Origin of the sequence: Prevotella sp. oral taxon 475 (assembly GCF_018127805.1) — a bacterium.
Lineage (GTDB): Bacteria > Bacteroidota > Bacteroidia > Bacteroidales > Bacteroidaceae > Prevotella.
Map to the genome: position 1 here is coordinate 2361175 of NZ_CP072334.1, position 18295 is coordinate 2379469.

Genomic DNA, 18295 nt, shown 5'->3' on the forward strand with positions numbered 1-18295 from the left:
GCGATGACCGACCTTTTCTCTTTCCATCGCCGGGCCACCTCTACGACCGTCATCGGAAAACTCTGCCTCGGCAGCGATCATCCCATCCGAATTCAGTCGATGACCACTACCGACACCAACGATACCAACGCCTGTGTGGAGCAAGCCGAACGCATCATTCGTGCCGGAGGAGAACTCGTTCGGCTCACCACGCAAGGGAAACGCGAGGCCGAGAATCTTCGCAACATCAGTGCGGCTCTTCGACAAAAGGGCTACGACACGCCGCTGGTGGCCGACGTGCACTTCAATGCCAACGTGGCCGACGTGGCTGCGCGGTATGCCGAAAAGGTACGCATCAATCCGGGCAACTACGTCGATCCGGGGCGAACTTTCAAGCAATTGGAATATACCGACGAGGAATATGCCGAGGAAATCAAGAAAATCGAGGCTCGCTTTGTGCCCTTCCTGCGTATCTGCCGCGAGAAGGGCACGGCTGTTCGCATCGGAGTGAACCACGGTTCGCTTTCCGACCGCATCATGAGTCGTTACGGCGACACGCCCGAAGGAATCGTCGAGAGTTGCATGGAGTTCCTTCGCATCTGTCGTCGCGAGGCCTTCGAGAACGTCGTTATCTCCATTAAAGCCTCGAACACGGTGGTGATGGTGCAGTCGGTACGCCTCTTGGTACAGCAGATGGAAGCCGAAGGGATGTGCTATCCGTTGCATCTGGGTGTGACCGAGGCCGGAGAGGGCGAAGACGGACGCATCAAAAGCGCAGTGGGCATCGGCACTTTGCTCGCCGACGGCATAGGCGATACCATCCGCGTATCACTCAGCGAGGAGCCCGAAGCAGAGATACCCGTGGCGCGGGCCTTGGTAGATTACGTCTCGGCGCGGGCCCATCATCTGCCCATTCCGGCCACGACAGCCCCCGATTTCCACTTCCTCGCTCCCGAACGACGACCTACGCACACCGTGCTCAACATCGGCGGCGAGCAGGTTCCGGTGGTCATCGCCAGTAGAATGAAGCCCGAGGGTGTACATATCGTGACCCATGCCGACCTCACACCCGACTATCTCTACATCGGTAGCCACCTGCCCGAGCGTCTGTCTGAGGGTCGGCGGTATATCATGGACTATGAAGCCTACCTGCAAACAGTCGGCACCCGCCCGCAGATCTCCAATCAAGTATATCCCATCTTTCCGCATACGGCTATCCCGTTCCTCTCCCTGGTGCAGGCCGATGTGAAGTTCCTCGTGTTGCAATATGGGGCCAACAGCGACGAATACCTCGCCTGTCTGCGCCACCATCCCGAGGTAGTGGTGGTGTGTATGAGTACGCATAAGAATAAGGTAGCCGATCAGCGCGCGCTCGTTCACGAGCTTTGGACCGAAGGACTGACCAACCCCGTCGTCTTTGCCCAGATGTATCGCCACTCGGCCCGGGAGAAAGAGGCTTTCCAACTGGAAGCCGCCGCCGACATGGGTCCACTGATGATCGACGCACTCACCGATGGCATCTGGCTCATGAACGATGGCGACCTGCCCAACGAAGACATCGACGCCACCGCTTTCGGCGTTTTGCAGGCTGCCCGACTGCGTACCAGCAAAACCGAATACATCAGTTGCCCCGGTTGCGGCCGAACACTCTACGACCTTCGCACCACCATTGCCCGCATTCGCGAGGCCACCCGCGAGATGAAAGGTCTCAAAATCGGCATCATGGGTTGCATTGTCAACGGTCCGGGAGAGATGGCCGACGCTGACTTTGGATATGTTGGCGCGGGCCCAGGTAAGGTGTCGCTCTACCGAAAGAAAGAATGCGTCGAGCGCAACATCGACGAGAAAGACGCCGTAGAACATCTGTTGCGACTCATCCGAAGCTCTTCCGAGAAAGAAAAAAGGTGATTTTGATCATCCGAGGCCTCGGATGACTTAAAAATGAGACGAACAACATTTCTGAGGCCTCGGATCGCTCAAAAACGAGCCAAACTGCGCTTCTGAGCCCTCGGATGGCTCAAAAATGAGAAGAACAAGGCTTCCGAGCCCTCGGACGATTCAAAAATAAAAGGAAATGAGATTTCGGCCACAGCCGACCATTCAAAAAGGAACCAATCAGGCTTCCCAACCTTGGGAAAGCTCCACAACCCAGAAAAATGAGCTTCCCAACTTTGGGAAACCTCGAAAAGGACAAAAACAACGATTCCCAACATTGGGAACACTCAAAAATAAAACAAACAGATATTCCCAACCTTGGGAAAGCTCGAAAAGGAGAAAAACCGAGTTTCCCAACCTTAGGAAACAAAAAATGGAATTTAAACGAAACAAAAAAAGATGAGCAAACCCCTCCACCCTCAAAACAATCCTCTCTTCATCTACAACACTCTGAGTAGACAGAAAGAACGATTCGAACCCCTTCACGCCCCCAACGTTGGCATGTACGTCTGCGGGCCCACCGTCTACGGCGACCCACACCTGGGCCACGCTCGCCCCGCCATCACCTTCGACATCGTGTTTCGCTATCTGCAACACCTCGGCTACAAAGTGCGCTACGTGCGAAACATCACCGATGTGGGCCATCTTGAACACGATGCCGACGAGGGAGACGACAAAATCGCCAAGAAAGCCCGGCTCGAACAACTCGAACCTATGGAGATTGCCCAGCATTATACCAACACCTACCACGCCGCTATGCAGCTCTTGGGCGTGCTTCCCCCCAGCATCGAGCCGCAGGCCTCGGGCCATATCATCGAGCAAGAAGAACTGGTGAAGCAGATTTTGGCCAATGGATTCGCCTACGAAAGCAACGGATCCATCTACTTCGACATCGAAGCCTACAACCGAAAACATCGCTACGGCATCCTCTCGGGCCGCAATCTCGACGACGTGATCAACGCCTCCCGACAGCTCGACGGTGTGGGTGAGAAACGCAATCAGGCCGATTTCGCCCTCTGGAAGCACGCCCAACCCGAACACATTATGCGCTGGCCCAGTCCGTGGGGCGAGGGATTTCCCGGTTGGCACTGCGAGTGTACAGCCATGGGACGCAAATATCTGGGCGACCATTTCGACATCCACGGCGGTGGAATGGACCTCGTCTTCCCCCACCATGAGTGCGAAATAGCCCAAGCCGTGGCCGCCGAGGGCGAACAGATGGTGCGTTATTGGATGCACAACAACATGATTACCATCAACGGACAGAAGATGGGAAAGAGCCTGGGCAACTTCATCACACTCGAACAATTTTTCAACGGCTCGCATCCCGCCCTCGAAAAGGCCTACTCGCCCATGACGATTCGCTTCTTCATCCTCTCGGCTCACTATCGCGGAACGGTGGATTTCTCCAACGAAGCCCTGCAAGCCAGCGAGAAAGGACTCGAAAGACTGCTCAACGGCGTGGCCGATCTACAACGCATTCAGCCTGCCAATACAAGCGACGAAGCCACGGCCCAACTCGTCAGTCAGCTGCCCGGCAAATGCTATGAGGCCATGAACGACGACTTCCAAACACCCATCGTGCTGAGCCATCTCTTCGAAGCCTGCCGACTCATCAACACGCTTCTCGACCATAAAGCACAGATCTCGGCCGAGCATCTTGAGCAACTCTCTGCCACGATGCACCTTTTTGCCTTCTCACTCTTAGGACTCAGGGCCGAGAACGGCAACAACAACGATGCCCGCGAAGAAGCTTTCGGACAGGTGGTAGACATGGTGCTCGATCTGCGTGCCAAGGCAAAGACCGACAAAGATTGGGCCACCAGCGACCGCATCCGCGACGAACTCGCCGCCGCCGGCTTCGAAGTGAAAGACACAAAAGACGGCGCAACGTGGAAGTTGAATAAGTAATGAATCCTTGAAAAAGGCCCATCGGCCATCAGTCTAACCGTACCACCCCGAACAAAAGCAACAGAGGGAGATAATCTTTCAATCGCTCTCGAAGCATCGAGAGCATCTTTTGCCGGTATCGGTTCACCGTTTTCACACTCAAATCGAGCTCCTCGGCAATCTCCGCCTGCGTTTTTTCTTCAAGAAAACTCTTTAAGAAAACCTCACGGTAATTGCCGGGGAGCTCTTTGAGTAGGGCCGAAAGCTGTTCGTAAAGTTCGTTGAGTGTGTAGACATGGTCGGGCCTATCTGCCGCCATCTCCATCTTTCGGCGCAACAAGTCGACGTATCCCGTCTCGTATTCGCGATGCTTCATGTAGTTGATACACTGGTTGCGCACGGCCCGCTGAATAAATCCCACCGCCGTTTCGGGATCGAAATCGTCCTCATCCAGTTTCTCCCAAACCCGCACAAACACGTCCGACACAATGTCTTCCCTCACCTCTCGGTCGGCCACAAAGTGCCGAGCATAGAGGCAGAACGGAGCATAATAAGCCTCAAAGGTTTGTTGAAAAAACTGCTTCTTGTTGATAAGACGAGATGATGGAGCCATATTGTATTGCGGAGAAGCCTGATGGCGGGGAGATTCTTGCGTTTTTTAGAAAACTGAAAATGCTTTTTGAAAAGACTTTAGAAACCTTTAGGAAAAACACGAAAAGGCTTTGGAAAGACAGAGAAAGGAGAAACTCAGTGGCAAGAGGCCGTTGATGGATCAGCATCTTGGGGCAGCAGACCGGCTATTTCCTCCAGACTCTGAGCCACGGCAATGTGTTGGCGGTAGTCGCCACGAATCATTCCGGTTTGTTGCAGATGGTCGAGCAAAGCGAGCAGCGGATTCCAAAAGCCCTTTATGTTATAGAGAATCACCCGCTTGTCGTGATAACCGATGCAGCCCGAAGCCGCCAAGGTGAACACCTCGTCAAGCGTTCCCACGCCGCCGGGCAGAGCAATGGCCACGTCGCACTGCGTGTTGAGCAAGTCCTTTCGGTCGCTCAGATTCTCGCAAGGATATTCTACATCCATATTTCGAGACGTTTTTCCATCCTTTTCCACGATTCTCGGCACAATGCCAATCACACATCCGCGAGCCTCGTGAGCAGCTTTGGCCACACACTCCATCAATCCCTGATTGGTACCTCCAAAGAGAATCGTGTGCCCTTGCTCTGCACACCACCGGCCCAACTGCTCGGTTGCCGTGAAAAAGCAAGGGTCAATATGCTCGTTGGCCGAGCAAAAAATAGCAATTTTCATACAAATCGTTTTTTCGTTTCAGCAAAGTTACGCAAAACAGGCGAGACAACGCCCGCCTGTTTTGGAAAAATGCCGTGTCCAGAGTCCATCTCCGGCAGTTCTCCTCAATGCTTTTGAGAAATGGCAGAAGCCTTCGGCCTCTCCCGTCTCTTAGTTATTTCACCTCCCAGATATCGTTCGTTTCCAACAGTTCGGCAAAGTTATGATATGTAGCCTTGGCCTTCACATCGTCTATTTGCAGAGCTACGCACTGGTCGTAAGTAGGAGTTTCCACGTCGCGGATGATGCCTAACGCTACGGGAAATCCGTTTTCGTTGTTCATCAAGGCCAACTTCATTTGCAGCGTATGGTCTTCGGCGTGCGCATCGTGCACCAGAACGTCATCGATGGTAGCCCCGTTCTCGCCCGGTTTCACCACTTTCAGGCCGAAACCTTCCTGTGCCAGGCCATATTCATTGTTCTCGCCGAAGAGCATTTTCTCGCCGTGTCGCAGATAGATGGCATTGGTTTTCCGACCAGGACTGGAGTAGACCGGGTCGTAAACACCATCGTTGAAGATGACACAGTGCTGCAAAATCTCGCACACCGACGTGCCTTTATGTCGTTGTCCGGCCTTCATCAGTTCCATCACGCCCTGGTTATCGGTGGCCACAGCCCGTCCGAAGAAGTTTCCGCGCGCGCCGAAACACAGCTCGGCAGGGCGGAAAGGATCTTCCACCGTTCCATAAGGAGACGACTTCGAGACAAATCCTCGTGGCGATGTAGGCGAGTATTGTCCCTTGGTCAGTCCGTAGATGCGGTTATTCAGTAAGATAATGTTGATATCGACATTACGTCGCAGAGCGTGGATGAAGTGATTGCCGCCGATGGCCAGTCCGTCTCCGTCTCCGCTCACCTGCCAGATGGTGAGTTGAGGATTGGCCACTTTGGCTCCTGTTGCGATGGCAGCAGCGCGTCCATGGATCGTTTGCATGGCGTAAGTCTTCATATAATAAGGTAGCCTACTGGAGCAACCGATGCCCGAAATCACTGCCGTTTCGTGCGGTGCGATGCCAATCTCGGCCATGGCTTTCTGCAACGAGGCCAAGAAGAAGTGGTCGCCGCAACCGGGACACCATCTTGGCGTTCCCTGTTTATAATCTTGTGCTGTATAAGTCATAACGGTTGTTTTATGAGTTGACGAGTGAACAAGTTGACAAGTTGATGAGTTGGTTAGTGGGCGAGTGAACAAATTGCCATCCCGTCGATCTCTTTTCCTATTCTTTCGCCTCGATAATCTTTGTAAATGCCTCGACCAATTCTTCGACGACAAAGGGCTGTCCCTTCACCTCATTATACTGATAAGGCACGAATCCGTCTATTTTTCCGCGCAGATAGAGGGCAAACTGTCCCATGTTTTGTTCTGCCACGACCACCTTGGGATAAGCTTTGAGCACCGCTTCAGTGTTTCGGGGCAGCGGGTTGATGAAGCGGAACTGCGCCAGAGCCACTTTCTTACCCTGCTTGAGCATCTGCCCAAGAGCCGAGAAGAGGTGTCCATAGGTGCTGCCAAAGCCCACAATGAGCAGTTCGGCATGATCTTTATCACCCTGAACAACGACATCGGGCACCTCGATGCCCGCCACTTTAGCTGCGCGCAGGTGCACCATCTCGTTGTGATTAGTAGGATCGGTAGAGATACTGCCCGTCTTTCCGTCCTTCTCCAAACCGCCAAGGATGTGTTCATAACCCTCCTGTCCGGGCACAGCCCAATAGCGGGCCAGCGTCTTTTCGTCGCGTTTATAAGGCGTATAGCAGCCCTTCATCTCGGCCGTAGCAAAGTGTGGACGGATGGCAGGCATTGCGTTGATGTCGGGAAGACGCCATGCTGCAGAGCCATTTCCAAGGAATCCGTCGGTGAGAAGGATCACAGGTGTAAGATATTCGAGAGCGATTTTGGCGGCCATATAAGCCGAATCGAAGCAGTCGGTGGGGCTGGTTGCGGCGATCACCGGCATGGGCGACTCGCCGTTTCTGCCATAAAGAGCCTGCAACAAGTCGGTTTGTTCGCTCTTTGTGGGCAGACCTGTAGAGGGGCCACCCCGCTGAACGTCGACGATGACGAGCGGAATCTCATCGATAACGGCCAGGTTGATGGCCTCCGACTTCAGGCAAATGCCCGGTCCCGAGGTAGAAGTGGCCGCCAGCGCACCGGCAAAGGCTGCGCCGATGGCACTGGCACAGCCGGCAATTTCGTCTTCGCATTGCACCGTTTTCACGCCCAGGCTCTTGTGTTTGGCCAGTTCGTGCAGGATGTCGGTGGCCGGAGTGATGGGGTAAGAACCCAGATAGAGTTGCAAACCAGCCCTTTCGGCAGCGGCAATCAGTCCGTAGGCTGTAGCTTTATTGCCCGTGATGTCCATGTAACGGCCCTTCACTTTCTGCTTCGACTCGATGCGATAGGTAGCCGGAACGGAAGCATGCGTGTTATGACCGTAGTCGTAACCCGCCATCACCACCTTGATATTGCTCTCGGCCACTTGCGGTTTTTTGTGGAATTTCTTGCGGAGGAAGTCGAAAGCCAGCTCCATATCGCGGTTGAAGAGCCAGCAGACGATGCCCAGGGCAAACATATTGCGACACTTCAACATCGACTTGTTGTCCATACCGCTATCTTTCAGACATTCCTTTACCATCGTTGTGATAGGGCAAGCCACCACGCAGTCGGGGTCGATACCCAGTTCTGCGAGATAATCTTCGGTGGTAAACTCTGCCTTTTTCAAGTCTTTCGGCCCGAAACTGTCGGTATCGATGATGATCGTAGCCTGCGGACGGGCATATTGATATTGCGTTTTCAGGGCGGCAGCATTCATCGCCACCAGTACGTCGCAGTAGTCGCCGGGGGTGAGAACCTTGTTTTCGCCGATGTGCACTTGATAACCCGACACGCCGTTGAGCGACCCTTGCGGGGCCCGGATGTCAGCCGGATAATCCGGAAAGGTTGAAATGTCGTTTCCAACGGTGGCCGAAATGGTGGAGAAGATGTTGCCTGCCAACTGCATTCCGTCACCCGAATCCCCTGAAAAACGAACCACGACCTGGTCCAGTTCTTTCACTTCCAATTCTTCGGACATAATAAGTAGCGCGTTAGATTGTTTATTGTTGTAACATTCGCAAAAGTATAATAAATAAAGGATAGGCACAAATATTTCTGCGAAAAAAAAGAAAAAATATTTTCTCTGTTGAACCGATGAAGGAGTGGTGCGGAGCGACGGAAGTTTAAAAACAAATAGGGAAAGCAACCTTCTTTATTTTTTTGCCACTCGTGGTATGGCAAAAGGTTAGAGAAAAGCAGACTTCTATTGAAAAAAGTAAGTGGCTGCGAGTCGACTTTTCACGCTATTCGGGGTGGTTTCTGCAAGCCATTGAATTTCAGTCGGTTAAAAAGCGACTCCTCAAAGCATATTTTTGAGGAGTAAGGAGGGGAGTAGTAAGTAGTAAGGAGAGAAGGAATAAGTACCTTGGAGAAGAGAAGTAAGGAGTAGAGAGAAACTCTCCCCCCCTCACTTAGAGAGCCTGGAGAGACCAAGACCTACGGCCTTGTTTTCCCTTTGCATGCCGTAGACAGGGTAGGTTCATTCCATTCGCCAGCCCTACCCTACCTACAGACTAACCCCAATGGGGTTGTTGGCGCAAAAGAATGTGAAGGTTATGCCAGGTTGTGATAGATACTTGATTCTTAGCCCGTTATCAAACGCTTTCCGAAAGCTAAGAAAACGAAGTGCAAAAGCTAAGAGATGACATCGCAAAAGCTAAGAAAATGCATTGCAAAACCTTAGCTTTTGAGGAGGAAGGGGAAAAGTAGTAAGGAGTAAGGAGGGAAGAAGTAAGTCGTAAAGGAGAAAAGGATGACGGGCGAAACGGAAAAGCGCGTGCCGCCATTTGCCACACGCGCTGCTGTTTCTCCTTCGAAGGGGAAGAATCAAATGGGGGTTATGCTTGTTTCAATCCTCTGCTTGCCCACATCAACACGCCATACATCAGTGCGCCGGTGAGCAGACCTGCCAAGGCATCGATGGCATAATGGGCCAGAATATACACCGTGGAGAAGCACATCAGGATAAAGAAAGGCAGCAAAACAAGGAAGAGACGCTTGTTGCCGGAGTGCCAGGCGAGCAACAGAATGACGGTACTAATGCCCACATGACTACTGGGAAAGGCGGCCGTTGGGCGTTCGCCGGCTTCGTGAGTTTGCTCCACCAGTTGGTAGAAGAGGCCATCGGGATTGCCGGGACTGATCATTCGCTCGCTGTGCGTGTTGAAATAGTCGCCCAGATGGGGGAAAATGCCCGCTGCTATCTTGTCGAATCCTACGGCAGGATAGTAGTATTGCGGACCGGTTACGGGCAGTACCACGAAGATAACGTAGAAGATGAAGAAGGATGCGATGATGACGAACGATGCCCTTTCGAACTCAGCGTAACGATAAAAGAAGTAGAACAGCACCACAACGAGAATCATGGGGAAGTAAGAGGCATAACCCAGATCCATCAACTCGCTGAAAAGGTAGCTGGGAACGGCTTGATGGAACACCAATGCTGGCTGAAAGCCGAACAACGACTGCTCGATGCTGGCAAAAACATAGTCGAGATTGGGCAGAATACGGTTGATTTCGTAGGTGTCGGGATACCACCACGACAGCAGATAGAGCTGTGCCAGCACACGGGTAAACCGAGTAAAACGACACGGCACCAGTCTGTACACCAGCCATAGGGCCAGGGTGATGACGCCGATTCTGATTCGTCCCCATACCATCGCCTCGGGATTGGAGAGCTTCGTGTAGGTGAAGAACACCACCAACAGAGTTAACAGCATGTAAGCCAGCACTACCCACTCAAGCCAGAGCAGTCCGCGTTTCGGGTTTTTCTCGATAGAGAAGAGTGTTTTCATCCAGTTCATACTACAACCATCCGTTTTCTTGATACCATTTGATGGTGAGCTGGGTTCCACGAGCCAGGTCGTAGTGCGGATGGAAGCCCAGTTCGTCCATCGCCGGCTCGATGTTGCACCGCCAATTGCGTTGTTTGAGAATGTGATACTTGTCGTTGTTGAGGGCCGAAATCTTGCCTGTGGCGCGCCCTACATATTCACCTACGAACGTAACGAGCCGCAATACCCATACGGGAGCTTTGATACGCAATACCCAAGGCTTGCCCAGCTCTTTGCAAATGAGGTGACTGAAGTGGGAAGAACTGTATACGCCGCCGTCGCTTAAGAAGTATTTGCGACCGCTCATGCCTCTGTCTAATGCCAGAAACACGGCTTGCACCACGTCTTGAACGTAAATAAAGGTGAGGTCTTGCGGGCGGAAACCCACCGAAAAGTCGCTATGTCCCTTGATGCTTTTGGCCATCAGGAAGTAGTCTTTTTCTCTTGGACCGTACACTCCGGTAGGTCTGAGCACGATATAGGGGAAGAGACATTCGCCCGGTTCTCCGTCTTCGTCTTTCGGGTTCAGACTGTCTAAATATTGTTCTGCCTGCCATTTGCTGCGCCCATAAGCGGTGTTGGGCATGGGGAGGTCGGTTTCTTGAATTTCTTCGTAGGGCTGCGACTCTCTCACCGGTCCGAAGATGCTGAGCGAACTGATGAAGATAAACCGCTTCATCTTCATCTTCAGGGCGATGATGGCATCGGCCAGGTTTTTCGTTCCCAGGGTGTTCACGCGGTAGAAGTCGCGTTTGTGCAGACATTTGGTGGCCCCTGCGGCATGCACCACATAGTCGAAAGTGTGCGGTTGGAGCTGTTTCTTCAACCGTTCCACGTCGGAGAGGTCGAGTTCGATGAAATGTATGCGCGGATCTGATAGATATTGGCGCGAGCTCGACGGTCTTACGGCGGCCCACACTTCCATATCGCGCTTCAAAGCCTCTTCAACGATGAAGCTTCCGATGAATCCGCTGGCACCGGTAACAAGTATTTTATCCATAAATATTAAAATATGACAACGCAGAAGTCGGGTTCTCAACGAACCGACACACTGCGTTGTCGTGTATGTCTCTCTGCCTCAAAGTCATATTCGATGGTAGGTCTGGTCGAAAGGTTGCCGATAACGGTCGCCCCAAACGCCTTTCGGCAAACGGATTCCACAAGAAACCACCATGTTGATTTCCGCTCTGCAGGGGAGATGCAGTAGGCGTTTGATGCGCCAACTGTCGAAACCTTCCAGCGGACAGGTGTCGTATCCGGCCTCGCTCATGGCTAACATAAACGTCTGAGCAGCCAAAGCGCAACTCTTATGCACCACAACGCGTGTGTCACTCTCGGATACCTGTCGGGTGATAGGACGGAAAAGACCTACGCATTGAGCCAAGGCTTTGCGCACAAGTCCGAGCAATCCGAAGCAACGAGCATACAAAAAGGGAATCACCATGCCGTAATACATCGCCCAACGCCTCGAGCGTTTGTCGTGCTTCTCTACCGGACTGTTGCGTCGTACGTTCTCTAATTCAAACTCTACAGCCGCCTGTGCGTGCTTGCGATATAAGTCCTGGCGAGTGACAAAAACCACTAATTGCTGCGCAGTGGTGGCCGATTGCTGCGAAAGACAGGCCTTTCCCATAGCCGTAAGCACGTTTTTATCAGTGATATGGTAGCATTCCCACAGCTGCATGTTGGAACTTGACGGGGCAAGCGTGGCCAATTCGATACACGCTTTGACGCGTTCGGCATCGATAGGTTGTGCCGAATCATAGCAACGAACAGCTCTACGATGTTCCAGAATCTCTTTTAATGACATAAAATCAATATGAAATGATCGTTGAAAGTTGGTCTCACAACTCGTAATGAGTTGATGCTGGAAACCTGTATCCTGATTCTTTGTTGATTGATGGCAGGTCTTATTTTCTATAATTCCCCAGTCCCTGATTGAGGAAGTCGATGTAATGGGCAATATCTTCGTCGTAACTGTACGACTTTCCGAGCGGATTTCCTGCATTGTCGAGCGTCACATAGAAAGGCTGAGCATTAGCTCCGAACTTGCTTCTTTGCAGAAAACTCCACTTGTCACCTACAGTTCGCAGGGTGCGTTTTTGTCCATTCTCCTCTATTTCGATAGGTTGGGGCAGCGGTTTCTTGTCGTCCACATACAAAGAGATAAGCACATAGTCTTTGGTAAGCTTGTCTGCCACTTGCGGATCTGTCCAAACGGCGGCCTCCATCTTACGACAATTCACGCAACCGAAGCCGGTAAAGTCGATCAAAACAGGCTTTCCCTGCGCTGCTGCAGCAGCCATTCCCTCTTCATAGTCGGTGAATTGAGCGCGCACCTCATTGTGATAGAGGTTGAAGTCCTGTGTACTCATCGGCGGAGCGAATGCACTTACTGCCTTACAAGGGGCTCCCCACAAGCCGGGAACCATGTAAATGGCGAAGGCGAACGAGAAAAGACCCAGCATAATACAAGGAACGGGCATGGCATCGCTACTGCCTTGATCGCTGGCGAACTTGAGTCGGCCGATGAGATACAAACCCATCAGCGCAAAGATAACGATCCAAAGCGAGAGGAATACTTCGCGATCAAGCAAGTGCCAACCGTAAGCCAGGTCGGCAACGGAGAAGAATTTCAAGGCGAAAGCCAGTTCGATGAAGCCCAGCACCACCTTAATGGTATTCATCCAGCTACCCGATTTAGGTGCTTGTTTGAGCCATGTGGGGAAGAGAGCAAAGAGAGTGAAAGGCAAAGCCAAAGCAACGGCAAACCCAAGCATACCAATGGCCGGGCCAGAGATGCTTCCTGCCGTGCTCACCTGCACCAAAAGAAAGCCGATGATGGGGCCTGTGCACGAGAAAGAGACGAGCGACAGAGTGAATGCCATGAGGAAAATGCTAAGGATTCCGCTGGTAGATGAGGCCTTACTGTCCACTGCATTGCCCCACTTGTCGGGCAAACGAATTTCGAACCATCCAAAGAACGAAAGCGCGAAGACCACCAACAGAGCGCAGAAGAAGATATTGAAGACGGCGTTGGTAGAGAGAGCATTGAGCGAACTGGCCCCAAACAGAGCCGTGATGGCCAGTCCAAGGGTGAGATAGATCACGATAATGGAGATGCCATAGGTCACAGCGTCGCGTATTCCCTTGGCTTTGTCTTGCGACCGCTTGAGGAAAAAGCTCACCGTCATCGGGATAATAGGCCACACACAGGGTGTGAAGAGCGCGAGAAGTCCGCCGATAAAGCCCATCGCAAATATGTAAAGCAGCGAACTTTCGTCGCTGCCTTCACTGCCATTATAGGCCTTCAACTCTTTGATAACAGGCTTCCATAGATCTCCTTGGGCCGCGATGGCCGCCGTATCTACGGCTGCAGGTGCACCGGCGACGGTGTCTGCAGGCACATCAGTTTGCAAAGAGACGAGCGGATCCTCCTTTTCGGCCTCCACCTTTTTCTCCTCTTGCGCTTCAGGAGCATCTGCTGCGCCCTTTCCCGAGTAGTCGAACTCCACCTGTGTGGGCGGCAAACAGTTTTGGTCGTTGCAGGCCCCGTATTCCAAATAACCTTTTATCTTATACGTTTTGCCTGTTATTTTATACCGCTGCACGAAGGTAACAGCATTCTCAAAGTAGCGCAACTTCATCTCGAAGAGCTTATCATAGTTGCTGATTTCCTTGCCCTTGGCCTGCAATTTTCCTGCGGGCTGTGCACCTTCGGCCTTCTCTGTGGTGAGCGTTGCCGAGATCGGACCGCCGCTGGGCAGGCCGGTTGAGTAGACATGCCAGCCATTATCAATCTTGGCAGAGAAGATCACGTCTACCTCCGTAGGCGAAACCTGCTTCTGCTGCACGCTGAAATGCACTGGATTTTGCATCTGCGCAGCCGCCGAGAGAGCGAAAAATGCCATCAAAGCAGCCAGTAAAGAAAACTTCATCTTTGTCATATCACATTATCTTATATTGCAAATATAGCTTATTTTTCTTGTTCATCATTTTTCTTGAGCCCTTTCAGCAGCCCTTGTGCGTCATGATATCGAGCACGCAACGGTCCGTTTCATCCATTCCCTGCCTGCCGATGGTGGCCAGATTGCGGATGCTTCGGTCTACATCCTCATCGATAATACCCTCTACCGAACTAACGCATTTGTGCTGAATGGCGAGCATAGCGCTCATCACGGCCGTGCTTACGCCCGTGGCCAGTTTGAGAGCGCAACTGGGTTTGGCCCCATCGCAAATCATTCCCGTAACGTTGGCAATCATATTTTTCACCGAAAACGAAATTTGTTCGAAAGTTCCGCCCATCAGATAGGTGATACCGCAACTGCTTCCCGTACTGGCCACCACGCAACCGCATAGTGCTGAGAGCGGACCGAGGTGCTGTTTGATATAGATGGCCGTGAGATTGCTGATGATGAGTGCTCGGATGAGTTCTTCTTCGGTGTTATGATTCTCGCGAGCAAAGGTCGTTACGGGCACGGTTGTACAGATACCTTGATTCCCACTGCCGCTGTTGCTCATCACAGGAACCATCGCTCCCGCCATGCGAGCATCGCAAGCACCGCCCGTAGCCGAGAGAACGTGAGCAAAAATGCTGTCGCCCAGTACGCCCCGACCCAACGGACTGCACATCGTCTTGCCCAGTTGATGACCGTAGTTGTATTCCAATCCGCTCTTTGAGGCATTCTCATTCAGGCGTTTGGCTTCGAGAATAAAACGTAGGTCGTCGATAGAGGTTGTGGTAGCAAACTCGTAAACCTTCATCAACGACAGTTCTACAGTGGTTTTTCCTACTGTCTCGGCACTGCACGAGGCCTTGTCCAGCAGCACCTTCTCGCCCTTTCTAAGAAACACAAAGTTGGTGTGCGCCCCTTTGATGCGGGCTTCAGCCTCGCTGTTTCCGGCTCTGCACACCACGTCGATGTAGAGTTTGTCGGAGTCTTCTTTCTCCAAACCGATGTCGATGCGGTTCTCGGCGATGAGCACTTTGCCGCGTTCCACACTCTCGGGGGTGCAGGCCTGGAGCACTTCCAGTTGTTTTTCAGCATCGCCGATGAGAATTCCCAGGGCGATGGCGATAGGCAATCCAATCATCCCCGTACCGGGAATGCCTACTCCCATGGCGTTTTTCAGGATATTGGCACTCAGCTTCACCTCCACCCGTTCGGGCAGAGTGCCAAGCAGTTCTTTGGCTTTCGCCGCGCACAAGGCCACGGCTATCGGCTCGGTACAGCCAATGGCAGGCACCACCTGTTGGTGAATCAGGTCGAGAATGGCCTGTCTGTCGTCGTTGGATAACATGATGTCACGTCTTGTTTTTTCACCTTATTATATTACGGTAAGCAAATGTGGGGATGCGCCTCCTCGGGTTCTGTCAAGGCAAACGCGATCCTATTTGTTGCAAAGTTAGTGTAATTTGCGAAAAACAAGCGAATGAACTCCATTTATTTTACCTCAATTTCGAAGCGCGCTTGCAACTTATTGTTTATCAACATCTTACAGAATAAACTGTAAAAGCTAAGAAAACGACCTGCAAAAGCTAAGAGAATGGAATGCGAAAGCTAAGAAAACGCATTGCGAAAGCTTAGCTTTTAAGGAGTAAGGAGGAGAGTAGTAAGTAGTAAAGAGAGAAGTAGTAGGGAGAAGAGGAGGAGTAATAAAGAGGAAAAAGGGAAGTAGTAAAGGAGTAAGGGGAAAAGTAGGAAGGAGTAAGAAGGGAAGGAGTAAAGAGGAAAAAGGGAGAGAATTGGGCATGCATTCTCTGTGTGGCGTATACAATAAATGGCGGAGGGGAGCGTTATATGGGCGTGTTGAAACGTTTAACAACTCTATTACTGTTGGCTGCACTCGTCTCTGCGGAGGCAAGGGCACAGTATGACGCTGCCTTTTCGCATTACTTCCACCTCGAACCGGTCTTCAATCCGGCTGCTGTGGGGAAGCAATCGAAGCTGAATGTCACAGGAACGTATGCGCTGAACTTGGCCGGATTTGAACACAATCCTCGTGTGATGCTCCTCGCTGCCGATCTTCCCTTTCGCTTTGCCGGGGCTTTTCATGGAGCGGGCGTGCAGGTGATGAACGACCAGATCGGACTGTTTAAACATCAGAAAATCGCTGCGCAATATGCCTACAAACAACGATTGCTGGGCGGAGAGCTGGCCATCGGTCTGCAAGCGGGGTTTTTGCTGGAGAGCTTCGACGGCACGAAGGCCGATCCTGCCGATGCTTCCGATCACGCCATTGCCACCGCTCAAGTGACGGGAAACGGTTTTGATATGGGTCTGGGGCTGTATTACGTGCACGGAATGTGGTATGCCGGTGCATCGGCACAACACCTCACATCGCCCACCATCTTACTGGGCGAAAAACAAGAACTGCACATCGGCGCGGCTTATTATTTGACGGGCGGATGCAATATCCGGCTAAGAAATCCGTTTGTAACGATAAAACCCTCGGTATTGCTCCGCACCGACGGCACCGCTTACCGAGCCGATGTGACGGGACGCGTGGTCTATACGAGCGAGAAACGCATGCTCTATGCCGGCGTGGGGTATAGTCCTACGGTCTCGGTAACGGGCATGATCGGCGGCAGTTTCCATGGTATCGTGGTGGGATATGCCTATGAGATGTATACCACCGTTATCAAACCCGGCAACGGAAGTCATGAACTCTTCGTGGGTTATCAGCAAGACTTGAACTTCGCCAAAAAGGGAAAGAATAAACATAAAAGCGTTAGAATATTATAAACGAATGATGAACAATAGCAGAACGATCGCTGCCGGTTGCCTGTTGGGCCTGTCGTTGTTGCTCGCGGGCTGCTTTGGCGGTAAGTCGATATCGACCTCCGGGCGCGGCGGAGAGGTGGTGGGCGTAGGCGGAAGCAAGAGTTTTGCCGAGCCAACACCCTACGGAATGACCCGCATTGGACGCGGTTACCTGAAGATGGGCTTGGAAAAGAGCGACAGTCTTTGGGGAAAAGATACGCCGGTGAAAGATATCTCGGTAGACGGATTCTGGATGGACGAAACCGAGGTAACCAACTCGAAGTACAAGCAATTCGTGATGTGGGTGCGCGATAGCATCCTTCGCACTCGCTTGGCAGACCCGGCCTACGGCGGAGACGAGACCTATATGATTACCGAAGACAAAGATGGCAATCCCATTCAACCGCAGGTGAACTGGAAAAAACCTCTGCCACGCAAACCCAACGAAGATGAACAACGCGCCATCGAGAGTCTGTATGTCACTAATCCTGTGACGGGCGAGAAACTCTTGGACTATCGACAGCTGAACTATCGTTACGAAATCTACGATTATACTACGGCCGCGCTGCGACGCAACCGCATCCTTCCGCAGGAGCGGAACCTCAATACCGACGTGTCGGTGAACCCTAATGAGGTGGTGATGATTTCGAAAGACACGGCCTATGTCGACGATAATGGCAACATTGTGAGCCAAACCATCAACCGACCGCTAAGCGGCGCGTGGGACTTTCTCAATACTTACATCGTGAATGTCTATCCCGACACGACGTGTTGGGTGAACGATTTTGCCAATTCGGACAACGAAGTGTATCTTCGCAACTACTTTAGTAATCCTGCTTACAACGATTATCCCGTGGTGGGCGTTACGTGGGAGCAGGCCAATGCTTTCTGTGCATGGCGCACAGACTATCTCTTGAAAGGCCTGGGGCCCGTTGCTCGGTTTGTGCAACGCTATCGTTTGCCCACCGAAGCCGAATGGGAATATGCCGCACGGGGCAAAGGCGGCGCGGAGTTTCCTTGGGAAAACCCCAACGTAAAGAACGGCGAGGGCTGCTTTTATGCCAACTTCAAACCCGACCGGGGCGACTATACGCAGGACGGAAACTTGATAACGAGTAAGGTGGGAGCCTATCAAAGCAATTCGAACGGTTTGTATGACATGGCCGGAAACGTGGCAGAATGGACGAGTACGGTATTCACCGAGTCGGGCGTTGCTGCTATGAACGACCTCAATCCGCAACTCGACTATAAGGCTGCAAAGGAAGATCCCTATCGATTAAAGAAGAAAAGCGTGCGCGGCGGCTCGTGGAAAGATCCCGAATCGTATATCCGCAGCGCGTGGAGAACTTGGGAATACCAAAACCAACCCCGAGCATATATCGGCTTCCGCTGTGTGCGCAGTTTGGCAACAACGGCTACCGGCAAACCTAAAAAGAACAAAAAATAAG

13 protein-coding genes are annotated in these 18295 nt (G+C 52.1%); 4 read left to right on the top strand and 9 right to left on the bottom strand.

Going from position 1 to position 18295, the window contains the following annotated elements; all coding sequences use genetic code 11:
- Positions 1-3: 3 nt before the first annotated feature.
- A complete protein-coding gene (locus J5A66_RS09445; protein WP_211790351.1) occupies positions 4-1887 on the top strand; it encodes a 4-hydroxy-3-methylbut-2-en-1-yl diphosphate synthase in 1884 nt (627 codons plus the stop codon).
- 426 nt (positions 1888-2313) lie between these two features.
- The gene (cysS, locus tag J5A66_RS09450; protein WP_211790352.1) at positions 2314-3825 is read left to right on the top strand and encodes a cysteine--tRNA ligase; all 1512 of its coding nucleotides are present in this window, start codon (positions 2314-2316) and stop codon (positions 3823-3825) included.
- 28 nt (positions 3826-3853) lie between these two features.
- On the opposite strand, the gene J5A66_RS09455 is transcribed toward cysS, so the two are convergent.
- The 9 genes from J5A66_RS09455 to J5A66_RS09495 all read right to left on the bottom strand — a co-directional run bounded on the left by J5A66_RS09455 (position 3854) and on the right by J5A66_RS09495 (position 15384).
- Positions 3854-4417, bottom strand: a complete 564-nt coding sequence (locus J5A66_RS09455; protein WP_211790353.1) for an RNA polymerase sigma-70 factor — start codon at positions 4415-4417, stop codon at positions 3854-3856.
- Between the two features lie 134 nt (positions 4418-4551).
- Positions 4552-5115 (bottom strand): TIGR00730 family Rossman fold protein, encoded by a 564-nt coding sequence (locus J5A66_RS09460; RefSeq protein ID WP_211790354.1) that lies wholly within the window; start codon positions 5113-5115, stop codon positions 4552-4554.
- A gap of 154 nt (positions 5116-5269) precedes the next feature.
- Positions 5270-6274 carry a 2-oxoacid:ferredoxin oxidoreductase subunit beta gene (locus J5A66_RS09465; protein ID WP_211790355.1) on the bottom strand — a complete coding sequence of 335 codons (1005 nt, stop codon included), beginning with the start codon at positions 6272-6274 and terminating at the stop codon, positions 5270-5272.
- 97 nt (positions 6275-6371) lie between these two features.
- The gene (locus J5A66_RS09470) at positions 6372-8228 is read right to left on the bottom strand and encodes a 2-oxoacid:acceptor oxidoreductase subunit alpha (RefSeq protein WP_211790356.1); all 1857 of its coding nucleotides are present in this window, start codon (positions 8226-8228) and stop codon (positions 6372-6374) included.
- An 859-nt stretch (positions 8229-9087) separates the two neighbouring features.
- Positions 9088-10053 carry a phosphatase PAP2 family protein gene (locus J5A66_RS09475; RefSeq protein WP_211790357.1) on the bottom strand — a complete coding sequence of 322 codons (966 nt, stop codon included), beginning with the start codon at positions 10051-10053 and terminating at the stop codon, positions 9088-9090.
- Position 10054: 1 nt separating this feature from the next.
- On the bottom strand, positions 10055-11083 hold the full coding sequence (locus tag J5A66_RS09480; protein ID WP_211790358.1) for an NAD(P)-dependent oxidoreductase: 1029 nt from the start codon (positions 11081-11083) through the stop codon (positions 10055-10057).
- Between the two features lie 84 nt (positions 11084-11167).
- A complete protein-coding gene (locus J5A66_RS09485; protein WP_211790359.1) occupies positions 11168-11893 on the bottom strand; it encodes a nitroreductase family protein in 726 nt (241 codons plus the stop codon).
- 100 nt (positions 11894-11993) lie between these two features.
- Entirely contained in the window at positions 11994-14030 is a 2037-nt protein-coding gene (locus J5A66_RS09490; protein WP_211790360.1) for a cytochrome c biogenesis protein CcdA, read from the bottom strand.
- 64 nt (positions 14031-14094) lie between these two features.
- A complete protein-coding gene (locus J5A66_RS09495; RefSeq protein WP_211790361.1) occupies positions 14095-15384 on the bottom strand; it encodes a serine dehydratase subunit alpha family protein in 1290 nt (429 codons plus the stop codon).
- A 500-nt stretch (positions 15385-15884) separates the two neighbouring features.
- Here J5A66_RS09495 and J5A66_RS09500 point away from each other — a divergent pair, with 500 nt between their 5' ends.
- Both J5A66_RS09500 and J5A66_RS09505 read left to right on the top strand, forming a co-directional pair.
- Positions 15885-16829 carry a type IX secretion system membrane protein PorP/SprF gene (locus J5A66_RS09500; protein WP_211791501.1) on the top strand — a complete coding sequence of 315 codons (945 nt, stop codon included), beginning with the start codon at positions 15885-15887 and terminating at the stop codon, positions 16827-16829.
- A gap of 7 nt (positions 16830-16836) precedes the next feature.
- The gene (locus tag J5A66_RS09505) at positions 16837-18294 is read left to right on the top strand and encodes an SUMF1/EgtB/PvdO family nonheme iron enzyme (RefSeq protein ID WP_211791502.1); all 1458 of its coding nucleotides are present in this window, start codon (positions 16837-16839) and stop codon (positions 18292-18294) included.
- Position 18295: the final 1 nt, after the last annotated feature.